This is a genomic window from Donghicola mangrovi (genome assembly GCF_013377535.1).
Classification (GTDB): Bacteria; Pseudomonadota; Alphaproteobacteria; order Rhodobacterales; family Rhodobacteraceae; genus Donghicola; species Donghicola mangrovi.
Map to the genome: position 1 here is coordinate 301,874 of NZ_JABCJE010000003.1, position 17,172 is coordinate 319,045.

Genomic DNA, 17,172 nt, shown 5'->3' on the forward strand with positions numbered 1-17,172 from the left:
GTTATAAATTGTGACTGTCATCTCCACTCAACCTTACGTAACGATTCTATGATGGTTTGAGTGGAGGAGACAGGCATGACCCCCGAAATGGTACTCGAGTTCTGGTTGGACGAAGTTGGTCCCAAAGGCTGGTATAACGGCACCCCCGAGCTGGACGCGAAAATCCGCGACAAATTTCTGGTGGCGTGGGAAGAGGCCGCAGAGGGTGCCTATGGCCTGTGGCTGACCTACCCGACCGGTGCGCTGGCCTATATTATTCTGACCGATCAATTCCCCAGAAACATGTTCCGCGGCGAAGGTCAGTCCTTTGCTACCGATTTTCCGGCCCGCGCCGCAGCCAAAGTCGCCATCGACCACGGCTGGGATCTGCGTATTCACGAACCCGCACGGCAGTTTTTCTACCTGCCCCTCATGCATTCCGAGAGCCAGTGCGATCAGGACCGCTGCGTGCGCCTGATGCATGAACGGCTGCCCGAAAGCGGCGCAGGCAACCTGCTGCACGCGAAAGTTCACCGTGAAATCATTCGTAAATTCGGCCGCTTCCCCTATCGGAACGAGGCGCTGAGCCGCGCCACCACCAAAGCCGAAGCCGATTTTCTGGGCAACGGCGGTTACGGCGGATTGCTGCGGGAGTGGCAGGAAAAACAACATCTGGAAGTTGTTGGCTGACGGCTTTATTGATGCCCCGACCAAGATAGTTTAACGTCAAACTAATTCTGGAATCGGAGGAGAGCCAATGGCCGCCAAGGAATTCGATGTTGTCGTGATCGGGGCGGGCCCCGGCGGATATGTTGCTGCTATTCGCGCAGCACAGCTGGGGCTCAAGACCGCCGTGGTCGAGCGTGAACACATGGGCGGGATCTGCCTGAACTGGGGCTGCATCCCGACCAAGGCGCTGCTGCGCTCGGCCGAGGTGTACCACATGATGCATCGCGCCAAGGAATTCGGCCTGTCGGCGGAAAAGATCGGTTTCGATCTGGACGCAGTCGTGGCCCGTTCGCGCGGTGTGGCAAAGCAGCTGAATGGCGGCGTTGGCCATCTGCTGAAGAAAAACAAAGTGACCGTGATCATGGGCACCGCGACCCTGCCTGCCAAAGGCAAAGTCACCGTGACCACTGACAAGGGTACCGAGGAACTGGTTGCCAAGAACATCATCGTCGCCACCGGCGCCCGCGCCCGCGAGCTGCCCGGTCTGGAAGCCGATGGTGATCTGGTCTGGACCTACAAGCACGCGCTGACCCCCAAGCGTATGCCCAAGAAGCTGCTGGTCATCGGGTCCGGTGCGATCGGCATCGAATTCGCCAGCTTCTACAGCACCCTTGGCGCTGACACGACCGTGGTCGAAGTGCAGGACCGCATCCTGCCCGTCGAGGACGCGGAAATCGCGGCCTTTGCCAAGAAGTCCTTTGTGAAGCAGGGCATCAAGATCAAAGAAAAAGCCATGGTCAAGAAGCTGGACCGCGGCAACGGCAAGGTCGTGGCGCACATCGAAATGGGCGGCAAGGTCGAGACCGAAGAGTTCGACACTGTGATTTCGGCGGTTGGCATCGTGGCCAACACCGGCGGCATCGGTCTGGAAGAGCTGGGTGTGAAAATCGACCGCAGCTTTGCTGTGACCGACGAATACTGCCGCACCGGCGTGGACGGCCTGTTTGTGATTGGCGACGCGACCCAAGGTCCGTGGCTGGCGCACAAAGCCTCGCACGAGGGTGTCATGGTTGCCGAGTTCATCGCGGGCGGTCATCCGCACCCCGTGAAGCCCGAAACCATCGCCGGCTGCACCTATTGCCACCCGCAGATCGCCAGCGTCGGCCTGACCGAAGCCAAGGCGAAAGAGAAGGGCTACAAGGTCAAGGTTGGCCGTTTCCCCTTTATCGGGAACGGCAAGGCGATTGCTTTGGGCGAGCCCGAAGGCATGGTGAAAACCGTGTTTGACGCGGAAACCGGCGAGCTGCTGGGGGCCCACATGGTCGGCGCGGAAGTGACCGAGATGATCCAGGGCTACGTCATCGGCCAGAAGCTGGAGACCACCGAGGCGGACCTGATGGAAACCGTGTTCCCGCACCCGACCCTGTCGGAAATGATGCACGAGAGCACCTTGGACGCATGGGATCGTGCGATCCACATCTGATCCCGTCAGGTGAGAGATTGAGGGGGCGAGAGTGGCGCGGGCTGCTCTCGCCCTTTTTCTTTGGGCCGGTGGAGGGCAGGGGATTTGAGTATTTTTCGCAAAAAGAAGCTGGAATCGGCGTTTTGGGGTGGCTGATCGGGCGATGTTCTTAAAAAGTTCTTAATGAACTGTTGGAGACTCGGCGCATCTGACCTATTTGATGGAAGTCTGTCTTTGGGGATCCGGAATGGCCGAGCTGAAGTTCATCGAGGTGCGCGGCGCGCGCGAGCATAATCTGAAGAACATCGACGTGGATATTCCGCGCGACGAGTTGGTGGTGATCACCGGATTGTCGGGCTCGGGGAAATCCAGTCTGGCGTTTGATACGATCTATGCCGAAGGCCAGCGCCGCTATGTCGAGAGCTTGAGCGCCTATGCGCGGCAGTTCTTGGATATGATGGAAAAGCCCGATGTGGATCACATCAGCGGGTTGAGCCCGGCGATTTCCATCGAGCAAAAGACCACCAGCAAGAACCCCCGATCCACTGTCGGGACGGTTACCGAGATTTACGACTATATGCGTCTGCTGTTCGCGCGGGCGGGAACGCCGTACAGCCCCGCGACCGGTTTGCCGATTGAGGCGCAGCAGGTGCAGGACATGGTCGACCGTGTGATGGGCATGGAGGAGGGCACTCGGGCCTATCTGCTGGCGCCCATCGTTCGGGACCGCAAGGGCGAGTACAAGAAAGAGTTTATGGAGCTGCGCAAGCAGGGCTTTCAGCGGGTCAAGGTGGATGGCGAGTTCTATGAACTGGACGAGCCGCCGACCCTGGACAAGAAGTACCGCCATGACATCGACGTGGTGGTCGACCGGATCGTGGTGCGCGAAGGGATGGAAACCCGTCTGGCGGACAGCTTCCGCACGGCGCTGGATTTGGCCGATGGCATCGCCATTCTGGAAACCGCGCCCCGCGAGGGCGATCCGGAGCGGATTACGTTCAGCGAGAATTTCGCGTGTCCTGTCAGTGGCTTCACCATCCCCGAGATCGAGCCGCGCCTCTTTTCGTTCAACGCGCCGTTCGGGGCGTGCCCTGTGTGCGACGGCCTTGGGGTGGAGCTGTTCTTTGACGAAAAGCTGGTGGTGCCGGACGAAGACCTGAAGGTGTATGACGGTGCCTTGGCCCCGTGGCGCAAGGGCAAGTCGCCCTATTTTCTGCAGACCATCGAGGCCATCGCCAAGCACTACGAATTCAACAAGAACACCAAGTGGAAGGATCTGCCCGCCCACGTCAAACAGGTATTCCTGTACGGCTCGGGCGACGACGAAATCCAGTTCCGCTATGACGAGGGCGGCCGCGTTTATCAGGTCAGCCGTGTGTTCGAGGGCGTGATCCCGAACATGGAACGCCGCTACCGCGAGACGGACTCGAGCTGGGTGCGCGAGGAATTCGAGCGGTATCAGAACAACCGTCCTTGTGGAGCGTGCCACGGCTATCGTCTGCGGGACGAGGCTTTGGCGGTGAAAATCGGCGGGATGCATGTGGGCCAAGTGGTCCAGATGTCGATCAAGCAGGCCTATGAGTGGTGCCTGACGGTGCCCGAACATCTGTCCAAACAGAAGAATGAAATCGCCCACGCGATCCTGAAAGAAATCCGCGAACGTCTGGGCTTCTTGAACAACGTGGGCCTCGAATACCTGACGCTGTCGCGCAATGCGGGCACCCTGTCGGGCGGTGAAAGCCAGCGCATCCGCTTGGCCAGCCAGATCGGAAGTGGTCTGACGGGCGTGCTGTATGTTCTGGACGAACCCTCGATCGGTCTGCACCAGCGGGACAACGACCGCTTGCTTACCACGTTGAAGAACCTGCGCGATCAGGGGAACACAGTGATCGTGGTCGAGCATGACGAAGATGCAATCCGCGAGGCGGACTATGTGTTCGACATCGGGCCGGGGGCAGGGGTGCATGGCGGGCAGGTGGTAGCCCACGGGACGCCCTCTGATCTGGCGAATGATCCCAATTCGCTGACCGGCCAATACCTGTCGGGCAAGCGGGAAATCAGCGTCCCGACCGAGCGCCGCGAAGGCAACGGCAAGAAGGTTCAGGTCGTCAAGGCGACGGGCAACAACCTCAAGGATGTGACGGTGGACTTCCCCTTGGGCAAGTTCGTCTGCGTGTCCGGCGTGTCGGGCGGGGGCAAATCGACCCTGACGATCGAGACTCTGTTCAAGACCGCCTCCATGCGGCTGAACGGCGCCAAACAGGTGCCTGCGCCCTGCCAGACCATCAAGGGGCTCGAACATCTGGACAAGGTGATCGACATCGATCAACGCCCCATCGGGCGCACCCCGCGGTCCAACCCCGCGACCTATACCGGTGCGTTCACCCCGATCCGCGATTGGTTCGCTGGTCTGCCAGAGGCCAAGGCGCGCGGGTACAAACCGGGCCGCTTCAGCTTTAACGTCAAGGGCGGGCGCTGCGAGGCGTGCCAAGGTGACGGTGTCATCAAGATCGAGATGCACTTCCTGCCCGACGTATATGTGACCTGCGAAACCTGTAAGGGAAAGCGGTATAACCGCGAGACGCTTGAGGTGCAGTTCAAGGGCAAATCCATCGCCGACGTGCTGGATATGACCGTCGAGGACGCACAGGAATTCTTCCAGGCGGTGCCGAGCATCCGCGAGAAGATGGACGCCCTGATGCGGGTGGGTCTGGGCTATATCAAGGTGGGCCAGCAGGCGACGACCCTGTCAGGCGGCGAGGCGCAGCGCGTCAAGCTGTCCAAGGAGCTTTCGAAGCGGTCCACGGGCCGGACCCTGTATATTCTGGACGAACCGACCACCGGCCTGCATTTCGAGGATGTGCGCAAGCTCTTGGAAGTGCTGCATGAACTGGTCGAGCAGGGCAATAGCGTGGTGGTGATCGAGCATAACCTCGATGTCATCAAGACCGCCGACTGGATCATCGACATCGGCCCCGAGGGCGGCGATGGTGGCGGCGAAGTGGTCGCGACCGGCACCCCCGAAGCGGTGGCCAAAGAGCCGCGCAGTCACACGGGGCGCTATCTGGTCGATATGCTGAACCCCAAGCGGGTGGCGGCGGAATAACAGGGGGCGGGGCGCAAGTCCCGCCTCTTTCGTGTCATTGTCTGGTCGGATTTATGTGTTACCTCTCCTGACGTGTGAGTGAAGGAGAGTGTGATGAAGGCGTTTGCCCTTGTGCTGGCGGGTCTGATGGCCAGCAGCACGGCCCATGCGGGCCAACCGTTCGAGGAAAGTCTGGTGGAATGCGCCGTTTTGATCGAGGCGCTGACCGGCGATCAAACCCCCGTTCCCGGCCAGAATGCGATGCTGGACTATTACGTCGGCACCGCCACCAACATGCGCGCAGAGGCAGAGCGGATGCGCAATGCCTCTTACGTCAGCGAGATGGCTGTTCAGAAGCGGGTGGTTTGGGAAAAACGCTGGGAGGACGGCAATTGGGACGATCCAGCCAACCGCCAGGAAGTGGCCGACTGGATGCAGTATTGCTTCAAATTCGCCGAGCACCTCGGGGTCGAGGGGCCGACGCCCTTTGACAAGTAGCGCTTATTTGCGCGGGCAGGTGTTCATGCCAAAGATGCTATAGAGCGGGCATGTGGACAGCAGGCCGGTTGCCAGCGGGATGATCCCGAACAGGTACAGCCATCCATATTCTGCGTCCCCGTTGAACAGGAAGCCGACCAGCAAGGCCGCGCCGACAACGATACGCAGGATGCGGTCAATGCCGCCAATATTTTTCGAGAACATAACGGGCTCCTGAATGATATTCTATAATTCGAATATAGCATTCAGGTTGGCCCGCTACCAGAGGGATGGGCTGCGGCGCTTTGGCCGCAGCATCCGTTAGTTCAGCAGGCTCTGAAGCGCGCCGATCACGGCCAGAACCTCGCCGGTGTTCGAGTTGATGCGATACACATAGCCGTTCGACACCACATAGCTGCCATCGCGCAGACCATAGCGTTCGGCATCGGTCAGGCGGTCATAGCGGTCAATGTGGTCGCCGCGGCGGTAGGTGCCATCGTGACGGTCGTCATGATCATCGCGGTCGTGGTTGTACATCTTCTTGGCTTGGCCCGGAGGCACGCAGGCGGGGTCTTTCTTGGCCAGACCCGGAGGGCAGCCGTTACCGGCGGCAAAGGCCATGGGGGCGGTCAGAGTGGCAGCCATCGCGGTCGCGAGAATAAGAGCAGTCCGTTTCATAACGAGTTCCTTTCATCTTCATCGCAATAACGCAAAGGCCGCGAGGCAGTTTCCTGCGCTCGCGGCCCTGTGATGGGATCGGCGGATGTTAGCCGCGGCTACGCCCCGAGAAGCGGGGGAGCATGGCGCTGAAGTCCTGACCGCTGCCGCCTTCGGTTTCGACAAAGCTCTGGTAAAGGGCTTCGGCCAGTTGGCCCATGGGGGTGTCCGCATCGGCGCTGGCGGCGGCTTGTTGGGACAGGCGCAGGTCCTTGAGCATCAGATCTGCGGCGAAACCGGGCTTGTAGCCGTTGTCCGCAGGGGACTGGGGGCCAACACCGGGGGCAGGGCAGTAAGCGTTGATCGACCAGCTGGCGCCCGAGGACGTGGAGACCACGTCGAACATCGCCTGACGGTCGAGGCCCAGCTTGTCGGCCAGGGCAAAAGCCTCGCAGGTGGCGATCATGGTGACGCCGAGGATCATGTTGTTGCAGATCTTGGCCGCCTGACCGTTGCCCGAGGGGCCGCAATGCACGGCCTTCTGGCCCATGATGTCAAAGAGCGGCTTGGCGGTGTTGAACGCGTCCTCGGTCCCGCCGACCATGAAGGTCAGGGTGCCCGCCGCCGCGCCGCCGATGCCGCCCGAGACCGGAGCGTCCAGCGCGCCAAGGCCGGCCGCTTGGGCCTGCTCGGCCACCGCGCGGGCGCTGTCCACGTCAACGGTCGAGCAATCCAGCAGGATCGCCCCTGCGGGCATGGCGGGGATCACTTCGTCCGCGACTTTGCGCAGGATCGCCCCGTTCGGAAGCATGGTGATCACGACGTCTGCGGTCTGTGCAGCCTCGGCCCCGGATTGGGCGGGGGTGATGCCGTCGACGGTGACACCCGCCGCGTCATAGCCGGTGACCTCGTGGCCCGCTTTGGCCAGATTGGTGGCCATCGGTGCGCCCATGTTCCCAAGGCCGATAAATGCGATTTTCATTGTGTCCTCCCAGTGGGCGCTGTGGTCTGGCTGTGCCGCGATGGAGCGCCCTGTGGATCGCGGGGATTTTGAGTATTTTCAGCAAAGAAGAAGTCAGAAACGCAGTTCGTGATCCCCGAGCGGTTCGATCATCCGGTCGACTTCCGCTTGGGTCAGATCGGCGGGGCTGGCATGGGTCCATTTCGGGGTGCGGTCTTTGTCGATGACTTGGGCGCGGATGCCTTCGAGGAAGTCGCCCTGTTCCTGCGCGCGGTAGGTGCAGCGGTATTCCCACGTCAGCGCGTCTTTGAGGTCGGGCGTGGGGCGCTGGCGGCGGATCAGGGTCATGGAGGTGGCCATGGCGAGGGGCGCGTGATGGCGCAGGGACTTCAGGGTGTCTGCCGCGAAATCCGAGGAGTTGGCTTCGAGGCGGTCGAAGAGCGCGGTCAGGGTGTCGGCCGAGAACAGTTCGTCGATCAGGTCCTGTTTCAGGGTCAGGCTGGCCTCGGGGGCGGGGTGCAGCGTGGCCGTCAGGGCGGTGATGTCGCCGGTTTCGATCAGCTGGGTTTTCAGATCGTCCCATGCGGCTTCGGCGATGTAGTGGTCGGCAAAGCCAGCGCGGATCGCGTCGCCCGCGTCCATGCGCGCGCCCGTCAGCCCAAGGTATTCGCCAAGGTGGCCGGGGGCCGCAGCCAAGAGGGCGGTGCCGCCAACGTCCGGAACCAGACCGATGCCGCATTCGGGCATGGCGATGCGCGTGGTATCCCCGACGATGCGGTGTTTGACGTGGCAGCCCACGCCCACGCCGCCGCCCATGACAAAGCCGTGCATGAAGCTGACGATCGGCTTGGCATAGGTCGCGAGCCGGTTGTTCATCCGGTATTCGTCGGCCCAGAACTGGCGGGCCTCGGCGTAGTCGCCTGCTTTGCCTTGGTGGTAGATGGCTGCGATGTCGCCACCGGCGCAGAAGGCGCGGTCGCCGTCGGCGTCGATCAGGATCAGGTGGACGCTGGGGTCGGTGTCCCATGCGTCCAGCGCGGCGGCGATCGCCTTGCACATGTCATAGGACAGGGCGTTCAGGGATTTGGGGCGGGTCAGGGTGATGCGGCCTGCGCGCCCCTCGGTGCGGATGGAAATGTCTGATGTCATTTTTCGGCCAAGAGCTGACGCGCCACAATCAGGCGCATGATTTCGTTCGTGCCTTCAAGGATCTGGTGCACACGTAGATCGCGCACGATCTTTTCAATGCCGTAGTCCGCCAAGTAGCCATAGCCGCCATGCAGTTGCAGGCACTGGTCGGCGACGCGGCTGCCTGCTTCGGTCACGAATTTCTTGGCCATGGCACAGAATTTGGTGGCGTCGGGCGCGCCTTGGTCCAGCTTCCATGCGGCGTGGCGCAGGAAGGTGCGGGCGGCCTGGAGTTCGATTTCCGCATCGGCGAGGCGGAATTGCAGGGCCTGAAATTGGTCGATCGATTTACCAAAGGCTTTTCGTTCAGCCATGTAGGTCAGGGTTTTGTCCAGCGCCGATTGCGCAGCCCCCAGCGAGCAGGCCGAGATATTCAGGCGCCCGCCATCCAGGCCCTTCATCGCGTATTTGAACCCTTCGCCCTCGGTGCCCAGCAGGTTCGCAGCGGGGATGTGGCAGTCATCCATTTGCACCTGACGAGTGGGCTGGGAGCGCCAACCCATCTTGTCCTCGAGCCCGCCAAAGCTGAGGCCGGGGGTGCCGTCCTCGATCACAAAGGCCGAGATGCCGCGGGGGCTGTCATCGCCCGAGCGAGCCATCACGATATAGGCGTCGGAATAGCCACCGCCCGAGATGAACGCCTTGGTGCCCGTCAGGCTGTAGCCCTGATCAGTGGCCGCGGCGCGGGTGCGCAGGGCGGCGGCGTCGCTGCCCGATCCGGGTTCGGTGAGGCAGTAAGAGAACACCTTTTCCATCGACAAGGCGGCGGGCAGGTATCGGTCGCGCATCTCGTCGCTGGCAAAGCTGTCCAGCATTTTGGCGCACATATTGTGGATCGACAGGAAAGCCGCCACCGAAGGACAGGACATCGACAGGGCCTCGAACACCAGCGTGGCGTCGAGCCGCGTCAGGCCCGAGCCGCCGTTGTCCTCGGACACATACAGTCCGCCGAATCCCAGTTCGGCCAGTTTGGGCCACAGATCCTTGGGGATTGTGCCTTCGTGCTCCCAGATTTGGGCGTTCGGGGCGATGTGCTCCTCGCCGAATGCGCGGGCCATATCGAATATGGCCTGTTGTTCCTCGGTCAGTGCGAAATCCATGGCGCGGCCTCCCCTCCGGTGCATGAATTGAACATGTGTTCAGAAGTTGCCCTGATCCCCGCATGATTGCAAGAGGGGGTCGCGCCGCGTATATGCCAATCCTAGCGCGAATTGGCCCAAAGCGAGGAGCCCCCATGCCCGCCAAGCCCGCCGAGGCGACCCCCATGCAGACTACCAAGCGTCTGCTGAAAGAAGAGCTGCTGCCCCGTTGGAAACTGTTCACCCTGAACGTCGTGTTCATGGTGGGTGTTTCCGTGTTCACGGGTCTGCTGGCATGGTCCACCAAGCGGATCGTGAACGATGTGTTCGTGTCCGAAAACGTGTCCGAGGCGTGGATGGTTGCCGCGCTGGTCATCGGGATCAGCGTTGCCAAAAGCTTTTTCCAGTATGGGAACTCGGTGATCCAGACGGTCATGAACCGCCAGATCGCGGCCCATAACCAGCGCGCCCTGTTCGAGAACGTGCTCTATCGGGACGTGGATTTCTTTGCGGGTCTGCATCCGGCGAAGCATATGCAGCGCATCATGATGTTCGGGAAATCCTGCGGCTCGGTCGTGGTGAGTATCGCGAACAAGCTGATCACCGATGTGCTGACCCTGATCGCGCTGGTGATCGTGATGGTGCGTCAGGATGCCACGATGTCGCTGATCTGTCTGGGCCTGTTTCCGCTGATCTTTTTCATGGTCGGCCGCCTGATCAAGAGCGTCCGCAAGCACTCCAAGCATGAAACGGAACTGCTGCAGGTCATGGCCTCGACCGGTGTGGAATCGATCGAAGGTATCCGCACCGTCAAAAGCTATGCGCTGGAAGAGAAATCCGCCCGTCGGTTCGCCGATGTGGTCGAGGATCTGGAAAAGCGCGTGGTCGGCATCGCCAAGGCGACCAACGCCACCGTGCCCCTGATGGAGCTGTTGGGCGGAGTCGTGATCGGCCTGTTCGTGATGTACGCCAGCTGGCAGACCATCACCAACGGCAAGACCCCCGGTGAATTCACCGCGTTCATCACCGCCTTCCTGCTGGCCTATCAGCCCGCCGAGCGCGTGTCCAAAACGCTGGTGGATATCCAGAAGGGCCTCGTGCACGTCACCATGATGCACCAGATGCTGGACACCCCGCAGGCCGCAACCCGCAGCGGGACGCTAAAGCTGGATGATGTCAAACCCTCGATCGCGTTCGAGGATGTGAGCTTTTATTACGCCGATGACGCGCCTGCGCTGCATAACGTGGACCTGTCCATTCAGGCGGGCGAACGCATCGCGATTGTGGGCCGTTCGGGCGCGGGCAAGACGACCTTTATCGACCTGTGCCAGCGGTTCTATGACCCCACAGACGGGGTGGTGCGGCTGGGTGGGCTGGACCTGCGCGAAGTGGCCCCCGATGCCCTGCGCGACGGGATTGCGCTGATCTCTCAGGATGTGTTCCTGTTTGACGGGTCCATCCATGACAACATTCTGGACGGTCATCCCACCGCGACCGAGGCTCAGGTTCTGGACGCCGTGCGCCGCGCCGCGCTGGAGCCGGTGATCGAAAAGCTACAGGGCGGTCTGAACGCGGCTGTTGGCCCCAATGGGTCCAATTTGTCCGGCGGTCAGAAGCAGCGCGTCGGCATCGCCCGCGCGCTGGTGAAACAGGCCAAGGTCTATATCTTTGACGAAGCCACCAGTGCGCTCGACGGGGAAAACGACCGCGCCGTGATGGAGGCCGTTGTCCAAGGCGCCAAGGACAGCACCATGCTGTTCGTGACCCACCGTCCCTCGACGCTGGAGTGGGTGGATCGGGTGCTGGTGCTGGATCACGGTCGGGTCGTGGGCTTTGACACCCACGAGGCCCTGATGGTGGAAACCGCGCTTTATCGCAGTCTGTTCAATCTGGAGATGGATCAGGCCTGACGGCCGATCGTCTCCAGAATGATGCGCTCGACACGGGCGAGGCCCTTGTCATTGTCGAACTTGTCCTCGGCGGTCTGACGGGCGGCGGCGGCCATGGCGCTGCGGTCCGCCTGGTCCAGAACGGCGGCGATCTGGCGGCCAAAGCCGTCCTCGTCCCATTCCTCAACCAAGTAGCCGTTCACGCCGTGCTCGACCGCCTCGGGGATGCCCGCGTGACGGGTCGAGATGGTGATGCAGCCGCAGGCCAAGGCCTCTTGGATCGCGGTGGGCAGGCCTTCGGTATTGCCGTCGGCGGCGGTGATCGAGTGCTGCAGGAACACTTCGGTCGTCAGCAGGTGCTGGCGGACATATTCGTGAGGCTGCTGGCCGTGGAACGTAACCTGATTGGCAACGCCCATATCGGCGGCCAGTTTCTGGCACTCTTCCAGCAGGGGGCCAGAGCCGATGAAATCCAGACGGGCCTCCGGGTGGTTCTGCGCGGCCTTGGCAAAGGCACGCAGGGTAATCTGGGGGGCCTTTTTCTCGACAAACCGGCCAACGGCCAGAAAGCTGCCGGGACGCTTTTCACCGGGCACAAAGCGGCGGATATCCACGCCCGAGGGCACCACATGGGCGTTCGGGTTCACATCCACCCCATGACGCGCAAGGTTATCCAGCAGGAACTGGCTGACCGAGAACACGCCCGATAGGCGCGGCATCATCTTGTTATAGGCCTTCACGATCCGCTCGCGCTGGATGTGCTTGGACGCATCGGTGCCGCGGAAATAGGTGAAGATCGGGATGTTCAGCTCATTGGCCAATGGCGCCAGCGCCAGCGCCTGCGTGCCGAATTCGGCCAGAATTACTTCGACCCGATGCTCCTGCAAAAACGCGATCAGATCCTCTTTGGCCTGACCATAGGGCAGGCGCGAGGTGCCGTGTTTGATCGTGTTGTAGGGGATGTACCACAGCAAGCCCTGCAGAAGCGCGCCAATCCCGCCGGACCGCTGGCGGCGTTCGAACACGGGTTTGTCCAGCGGGTTCTCGCCATGATAGCGGCCGGTGATCACGCCCACAGAGCCGCCGAAAATCTCGGCGATGTGGCGGTTCACGAAGGTCTCGCCAAGGCGATAGTAGTCACCGGTGGCGATGCAAACGCGGGGGAGGGTCATCGGATCACCTTTTGCAGGGCATCACGCAGCTCGACCGAGTGGGCGGGCACATCATAGAGGCGCTCGAAACAGGCGCGGCCGTTCTTGGCGATGGCCTCGCGTTCGGCATCGTGGGCGATGTAATAGCGGATCATGTCGATCATCTCGTCCTCGGTGTCGAAGGCGGCATAGTCTTGCCCCTTGACCACCGGCGCCCGCAGCCACAGGGGCTCGATGTCATTGTTCGACAGGGCAAAGGCCCCTGCATAGAACAGCTCCAGATGGCGGTGGGTGAACGGCCCGATGCCCGAGAGGGCGAGGTTGATCCGCGTCTCAAGCAGGGTTTTCAGGTAGTCGGGCTTTGGCATGATCTCGCCGCGCAGATGGTCGGGCACGGGGCTTTCGTCATTGGGGGACAGGCCGCCAATGCAGTTCAGATCGCCAAGCTGTTCTTTGACCTTGGTCCAAGCGGCAACGCGGTTGTCCAGACGCACATGGCTGACCTTGCCCAGAAAGAACACGTCGACGAATTTGGGCGTTTCATAACCGAACTGGGCGGGCACGAAGCTGTCGTTGCGGTGTTTGAACCGCCAGCTCATGTTCACCAGCTGGTTCGACAACAGGGTCGTTACCATCTTGGCCTTGTTCGTGGCCGAAATGTCATAGCGGTCCAGATCGGCAAAGGGTTCGCGCTTGAACAGGATGTCGAACTGGTCACACACCCCATCGGGGGCCATGTCCTGCGGGCGGGCCGAACCCAGAAACAGCGCGGCGGGGCGGCCCCAGCCACGGATGATCTTGGCGGCCACCTCGGGTTCGCGCCACGGAAAGCCGGACTTTGCGTTCACCACGATCGCGTCGAAACGGGCCAGCTGGTCGCGGCCCATCGCCATCACTTCTTCGAAGGTGCGGCGGGTCACGTCGGTGCCATAGTGCAGGCTGGCCTCGAAGAAGCCGTCCTGCCCGTCGGTGAAACCTGTGACCCAGCGTTGCAGGCGCTTGGCCCAGTGGCGGTTCTCGCGTTTGCGGATCACGTAAAGAATTTTCATGAGCATCCATCCATGCGGTTGCGGCGATGCCTAATGGCTATCGGCGCGAATGGGAACCTGTTATCGGCGAGGCAGGGCGTCATAGACCGCCAGCATTTGGGTCAAGTGGCGGTTCAGGCTGAACTTGGCTTCGGCCGAGGCGCGGGCATTCGCGGTCAGCGTTCCGGCCAGTTCGGGGTCGTCCAGCAGCTGCGCGGCAGCGGCGGTAAAGGCCTCCAGATCATCGGCAGGGGCCAGAAGGCCGGTCTGGATGTGCCCGATGATTTCGGGATTGCCGCCGTGGTCGCTGGCCAAAAGGGGCGTGCCCAGAAGTTGCGCCTCGATCATGGTGCGGCCAAGGGCTTCGTGGACGGCAGGGGCGATCATCAGATCCGCACCGGCCATCCAAGGCAGAATGGGATATTGCGGGCCCATATGACGGCAGATGCCGCGCAGGCCAGCAGCCTCGATGGCGTTCTGGACTTCGGTGTTCTGGGGCTCTCGTGCCTCTCCGAGCATGACAAAGTGCAGGTTGTGACGGCCCTGTTCGCGCAGAGCCTTGGCGATTTGGACAAAGAACTGGGGGCGTTTCCGCTCAGCCAAGTTGGCGACATAGGCCACGACCTGCGCGTCGGCCCGCAGACCCAAGCGTTGCTTCAACGCCAGACGGGCGGCGGCGGTGTTAGGCGCGGGCGGAATTTCGAACGGGTTATAGATGACATCGGCGCGGGCCTGCATCGCGGGCGGGAACTGCGCGCGGCAGTATTCGGAAACCCCGATCACCTTGGCCGACAGTGCGGTATAGCGGTCCAGCCGTTTGGCGGATGTGGGCGTGCGCTGGTGCCAGACATGGGGCACGCCCGCGATCCGTGCGGCCACCGACCAGCTGAGGTGCATACGGATGTCGTGGGTATGGACCACGTTGATCTTGTGCTGCTTGATGAACCGGACCAGGGCGGGCAGGGCGCGCATGTAGCGCCCGATCTGTTTGCCGTAGCTGCTGGTATCGGGATAGGCGATATGTGGCGCATCCAGCCACGGCATATCCAGCCCCCGTAGGTATCCGTCCAGCGGCCCCGCATCGTGCACGGCGACCACCGGTTCGAACCGGTCCCGCGGCAGCGCCCGCGCCAATGTCAGCGAGGAAATGTGACTGCCGCCAACACTATCGCCGGTATAGGGAAATAGGATTCGGATCTGACCCATGGCGGCCTCGTGGGGGAATAAAACCTGTGCAGGACTAGACCACACAGGCACAGAATGCAAAGGGCTGTCGGCCCGTCCATCTGGTCAAAGCCCATTCACACTGCTAAGGACGGGTAAATTCAGGCGGGGCCCTTAGCCCCCATGCAAGTGCGGGCAGGTCGTATGTTCGAAAACAAAACCATTCTCGTGACGGGCGGCACCGGCTCGTTCGGTCACGCCTTTGTTCCGATGACACTGGAACGCTACAATCCCAAAAAGGTCATCATCTACTCTCGCGACGAGATGAAGCAGTGGGAAATGGCCAAGCTGTTCCAGAACGATCCGCGCGTGCGTTTCTTTATCGGTGATGTCCGTGATCGTGAACGGATGTACCGCGCGTTTGACGGTGTGGACTATGTGGTGCACGCCGCCGCAACCAAGATCGTGCCGACTGCCGAATACAATCCGTTCGAGTGCATCAAGACCAACGTGAACGGCGCGATGAACGTTATCGACGCCGCCATCGACAAGAAGGTCAAAGGCGTGGTTGCCCTGTCCACCGATAAGGCCTCGAGCCCGATCAACCTCTATGGTGCCTCCAAGCTGGCGTCGGACAAACTGTTCGTCGCGGGCAACGCCTATGCGGGCGGCCATGACACCTGCTTCTCGGTTGTGCGTTATGGCAACGTCATGGGGTCGCGCGGGTCGGTCATTCCGTTCTTCATGTCGATCAAGGACAAGGGCGTTCTACCGATCACCGATCCGCGCATGACCCGCTTCATGATCTCGCTCGAGCAGGGCGTTGAACTGGTCTGGCACGCGTTCGAAGACATGATCGGCGGTGAGATCTATGTGAAGAAGATCCCCTCGATGAAGGTGACCGACGTGGCCCGCGTGATTGCGCCCGAAGCCAGCCAGGAAATCATCGGCATCCGCCCCGGCGAGAAGATCCATGAGCAGATGGTCGGCGCCGAAGATGCGATGTTCACCTACGAATACGAAGAGCACTTCAAAATCCTGCCGAACCTGAACAACTGGGGCAGCGACAGCGCCCGTATCAAGGACGGTGTGCGCGTGGCCGAGGACTTTGTCTACTCGAGCGACAACAACACCGAGTGGATGAAGGACGAAGAGCTGCAGGCGTGGATAGACGCCAACCGTGAAAAGATCGGAGCGATCTGATGATCCCCTATGGCCGTCAGGATATTTCGCAGGCCGATATCGACGCGGTTGTCGATGTCCTGAAATCGGATTTCCTGACCCAAGGGCCGGCTGTTCCGGCCTTTGAACAGGCCATTGCCGGTTATGTGGGCGCGAAATTCGGGGTGGCCGTGAACTCGGCAACTTCGGCGCTGCACATCGCGGTCAAGGCGCTGGGATTGGGCGAGGGGGATCTGATGTGGACGACCCCCATCACCTTTGTCGCCTCGGCCAACTGCGGGCGCTATTGCGGCGCGGATGTGGATTTCGTCGATATTGACGCGGATACCTTCAACATGTGCCCTGATGCCTTGGCGGCAAAACTGGAGGCGGCCGAGGCCGCTGGCCGTTTGCCCAAGGTCATCGTGCCCGTGCACATGTGCGGCCAGTCCACCCGCGCTGGCGAAATCGCCGCTCTGGCCCGCAAGTACGGGATCAAGATCGTCGAGGATGCGAGCCACGCCATCGGCGCCAGCTATCAGGGTGCCAAGGTCGGCGCCTGCGAACATTCCGACATCACCATCTTCAGCTTCCACCCCGTCAAGATCATCACCACAGCCGAGGGCGGCTTGGCCACCACGAACGACCCCGTTCTGGCCGAGCGCATGGGTCTGCTGCGCAGCCACGGTGTGACCCGTGATCCCGCGCTGATGACCCACGAGGCGGACGGTCCGTGGTACTACCAGCAGGTTGATCTGGGATGGAACTACCGGATGACCGAAATGCAGGCCGCACTTGGCCTGTCGCAGATGGCCCGTCTGGATCAGTTTATCGACCGCCGTAATGCGCTGGCCGATCACTATGACGCCTTGCTGGCCGATCTGCCTTTGAAAACCCCCGGCCGGATCGAAGGGGCGCGCTCTGCGTGGCACCTCTATGTGATCCGTCTGGACGATGCCGCACAGCACCGTGCGGTGTTCGAACATCTGCGCGCGAACGGGATCGGTGTGAACCTGCACTATATCCCCGTGCACACGCAGCCCTATTACCGCGATCTGGGCCACAATATCGGGGATTTCCCCGTGGCCGAGGACTACTATTCGCGCGCCATCTCGATCCCCCTGTACGCCGGTCTGACCGATGCCGAACAGGATCAGGTGGTCGCCGCACTCGAAAACGCGCTTACCCACAGCACTGGCAAGTAACCAGTCAGAGAGGACTT

15 protein-coding genes are annotated in these 17,172 nt (G+C 61.5%); 7 read left to right on the forward strand and 8 right to left on the reverse strand.

Annotated features, from left to right (window positions below; all coding sequences use genetic code 11):
* The first annotated feature begins 75 nt into the window (after positions 1-75).
* From HJ536_RS09425 to HJ536_RS09440, 4 genes are all read left to right on the forward strand, one after another.
* Positions 76-669, forward strand: a complete 594-nt coding sequence (locus HJ536_RS09425) for a DUF924 family protein (RefSeq protein ID WP_176853373.1) — start codon at positions 76-78, stop codon at positions 667-669.
* Positions 670-736: 67 nt separating this feature from the next.
* A complete protein-coding gene (gene lpdA, locus HJ536_RS09430; protein ID WP_176853372.1) occupies positions 737-2,131 on the forward strand; it encodes a dihydrolipoyl dehydrogenase in 1,395 nt (464 codons plus the stop codon).
* Positions 2,132-2,357: 226 nt separating this feature from the next.
* Positions 2,358-5,216, forward strand: coding sequence for an excinuclease ABC subunit UvrA (uvrA, locus tag HJ536_RS09435; RefSeq protein ID WP_176853371.1), 2,859 nt, complete (start codon positions 2,358-2,360; stop codon positions 5,214-5,216).
* Positions 5,217-5,309: 93 nt separating this feature from the next.
* A complete protein-coding gene (locus HJ536_RS09440; RefSeq protein ID WP_177157518.1) occupies positions 5,310-5,693 on the forward strand; it encodes a hypothetical protein in 384 nt (127 codons plus the stop codon).
* A 3-nt stretch (positions 5,694-5,696) separates the two neighbouring features.
* Here HJ536_RS09440 and HJ536_RS09445 read toward each other — a convergent pair whose 3' ends face one another.
* The 5 genes from HJ536_RS09445 to HJ536_RS09465 all read right to left on the reverse strand — a co-directional run bounded on the left by HJ536_RS09445 (position 5,697) and on the right by HJ536_RS09465 (position 9,578).
* A complete protein-coding gene (locus tag HJ536_RS09445; RefSeq protein WP_176853369.1) occupies positions 5,697-5,897 on the reverse strand; it encodes a YgaP family membrane protein in 201 nt (66 codons plus the stop codon).
* A 96-nt stretch (positions 5,898-5,993) separates the two neighbouring features.
* Complete coding sequence (locus tag HJ536_RS09450; protein WP_228028684.1) at positions 5,994-6,350, reverse strand: excinuclease ABC subunit A; 357 nt, start codon at positions 6,348-6,350, stop codon at positions 5,994-5,996.
* A gap of 88 nt (positions 6,351-6,438) precedes the next feature.
* The gene (mmsB, locus tag HJ536_RS09455) at positions 6,439-7,353 is read right to left on the reverse strand and encodes a 3-hydroxyisobutyrate dehydrogenase (protein ID WP_338082431.1); all 915 of its coding nucleotides are present in this window, start codon (positions 7,351-7,353) and stop codon (positions 6,439-6,441) included.
* A 51-nt stretch (positions 7,354-7,404) separates the two neighbouring features.
* Positions 7,405-8,439: an enoyl-CoA hydratase/isomerase family protein gene (locus HJ536_RS09460; RefSeq protein ID WP_177157520.1), complete on the reverse strand. Its 1,035-nt coding sequence runs from the start codon at positions 8,437-8,439 to the stop codon at positions 7,405-7,407.
* Complete coding sequence (locus HJ536_RS09465; protein ID WP_176853366.1) at positions 8,436-9,578, reverse strand: acyl-CoA dehydrogenase family protein; 1,143 nt, start codon at positions 9,576-9,578, stop codon at positions 8,436-8,438. The genes HJ536_RS09460 and HJ536_RS09465 overlap by 4 nt, the downstream gene beginning before the upstream one ends.
* A gap of 134 nt (positions 9,579-9,712) precedes the next feature.
* On the opposite strand from HJ536_RS09465, the gene HJ536_RS09470 reads away from it, so the two are divergent.
* Positions 9,713-11,467 (forward strand): ABC transporter ATP-binding protein, encoded by a 1,755-nt coding sequence (locus tag HJ536_RS09470; protein WP_177157521.1) that lies wholly within the window; start codon positions 9,713-9,715, stop codon positions 11,465-11,467.
* Here the strand turns inward: HJ536_RS09470 and HJ536_RS09475 are convergent.
* From HJ536_RS09475 to HJ536_RS09485, 3 genes are read right to left on the reverse strand one after another with little or no spacing between them, the layout of a single operon-like run.
* Positions 11,458-12,618 carry a glycosyltransferase gene (locus HJ536_RS09475; RefSeq protein ID WP_177157522.1) on the reverse strand — a complete coding sequence of 387 codons (1,161 nt, stop codon included), beginning with the start codon at positions 12,616-12,618 and terminating at the stop codon, positions 11,458-11,460. The two genes, HJ536_RS09470 and HJ536_RS09475, sit on opposite strands and share 10 nt — an antisense overlap.
* Positions 12,615-13,646: a glycosyltransferase gene (locus HJ536_RS09480; RefSeq protein ID WP_177157523.1), complete on the reverse strand. Its 1,032-nt coding sequence runs from the start codon at positions 13,644-13,646 to the stop codon at positions 12,615-12,617. Before HJ536_RS09480 ends, HJ536_RS09475 begins: the two co-directional genes overlap by 4 nt.
* 60 nt (positions 13,647-13,706) lie before the next feature.
* Positions 13,707-14,831 carry a glycosyltransferase family 4 protein gene (locus HJ536_RS09485; RefSeq protein ID WP_177157524.1) on the reverse strand — a complete coding sequence of 375 codons (1,125 nt, stop codon included), beginning with the start codon at positions 14,829-14,831 and terminating at the stop codon, positions 13,707-13,709.
* Positions 14,832-14,993: 162 nt separating this feature from the next.
* Between HJ536_RS09485 and pseB the strand changes: the two genes are divergently transcribed.
* Positions 14,994-15,992 carry a UDP-N-acetylglucosamine 4,6-dehydratase (inverting) gene (gene pseB, locus HJ536_RS09490; protein ID WP_177157525.1) on the forward strand — a complete coding sequence of 333 codons (999 nt, stop codon included), beginning with the start codon at positions 14,994-14,996 and terminating at the stop codon, positions 15,990-15,992.
* The gene (gene pseC / locus HJ536_RS09495; RefSeq protein ID WP_177157526.1) at positions 15,992-17,155 is read left to right on the forward strand and encodes a UDP-4-amino-4,6-dideoxy-N-acetyl-beta-L-altrosamine transaminase; all 1,164 of its coding nucleotides are present in this window, start codon (positions 15,992-15,994) and stop codon (positions 17,153-17,155) included. Before pseB ends, pseC begins: the two co-directional genes overlap by 1 nt.
* Positions 17,156-17,172 lie beyond the last annotated feature (17 nt).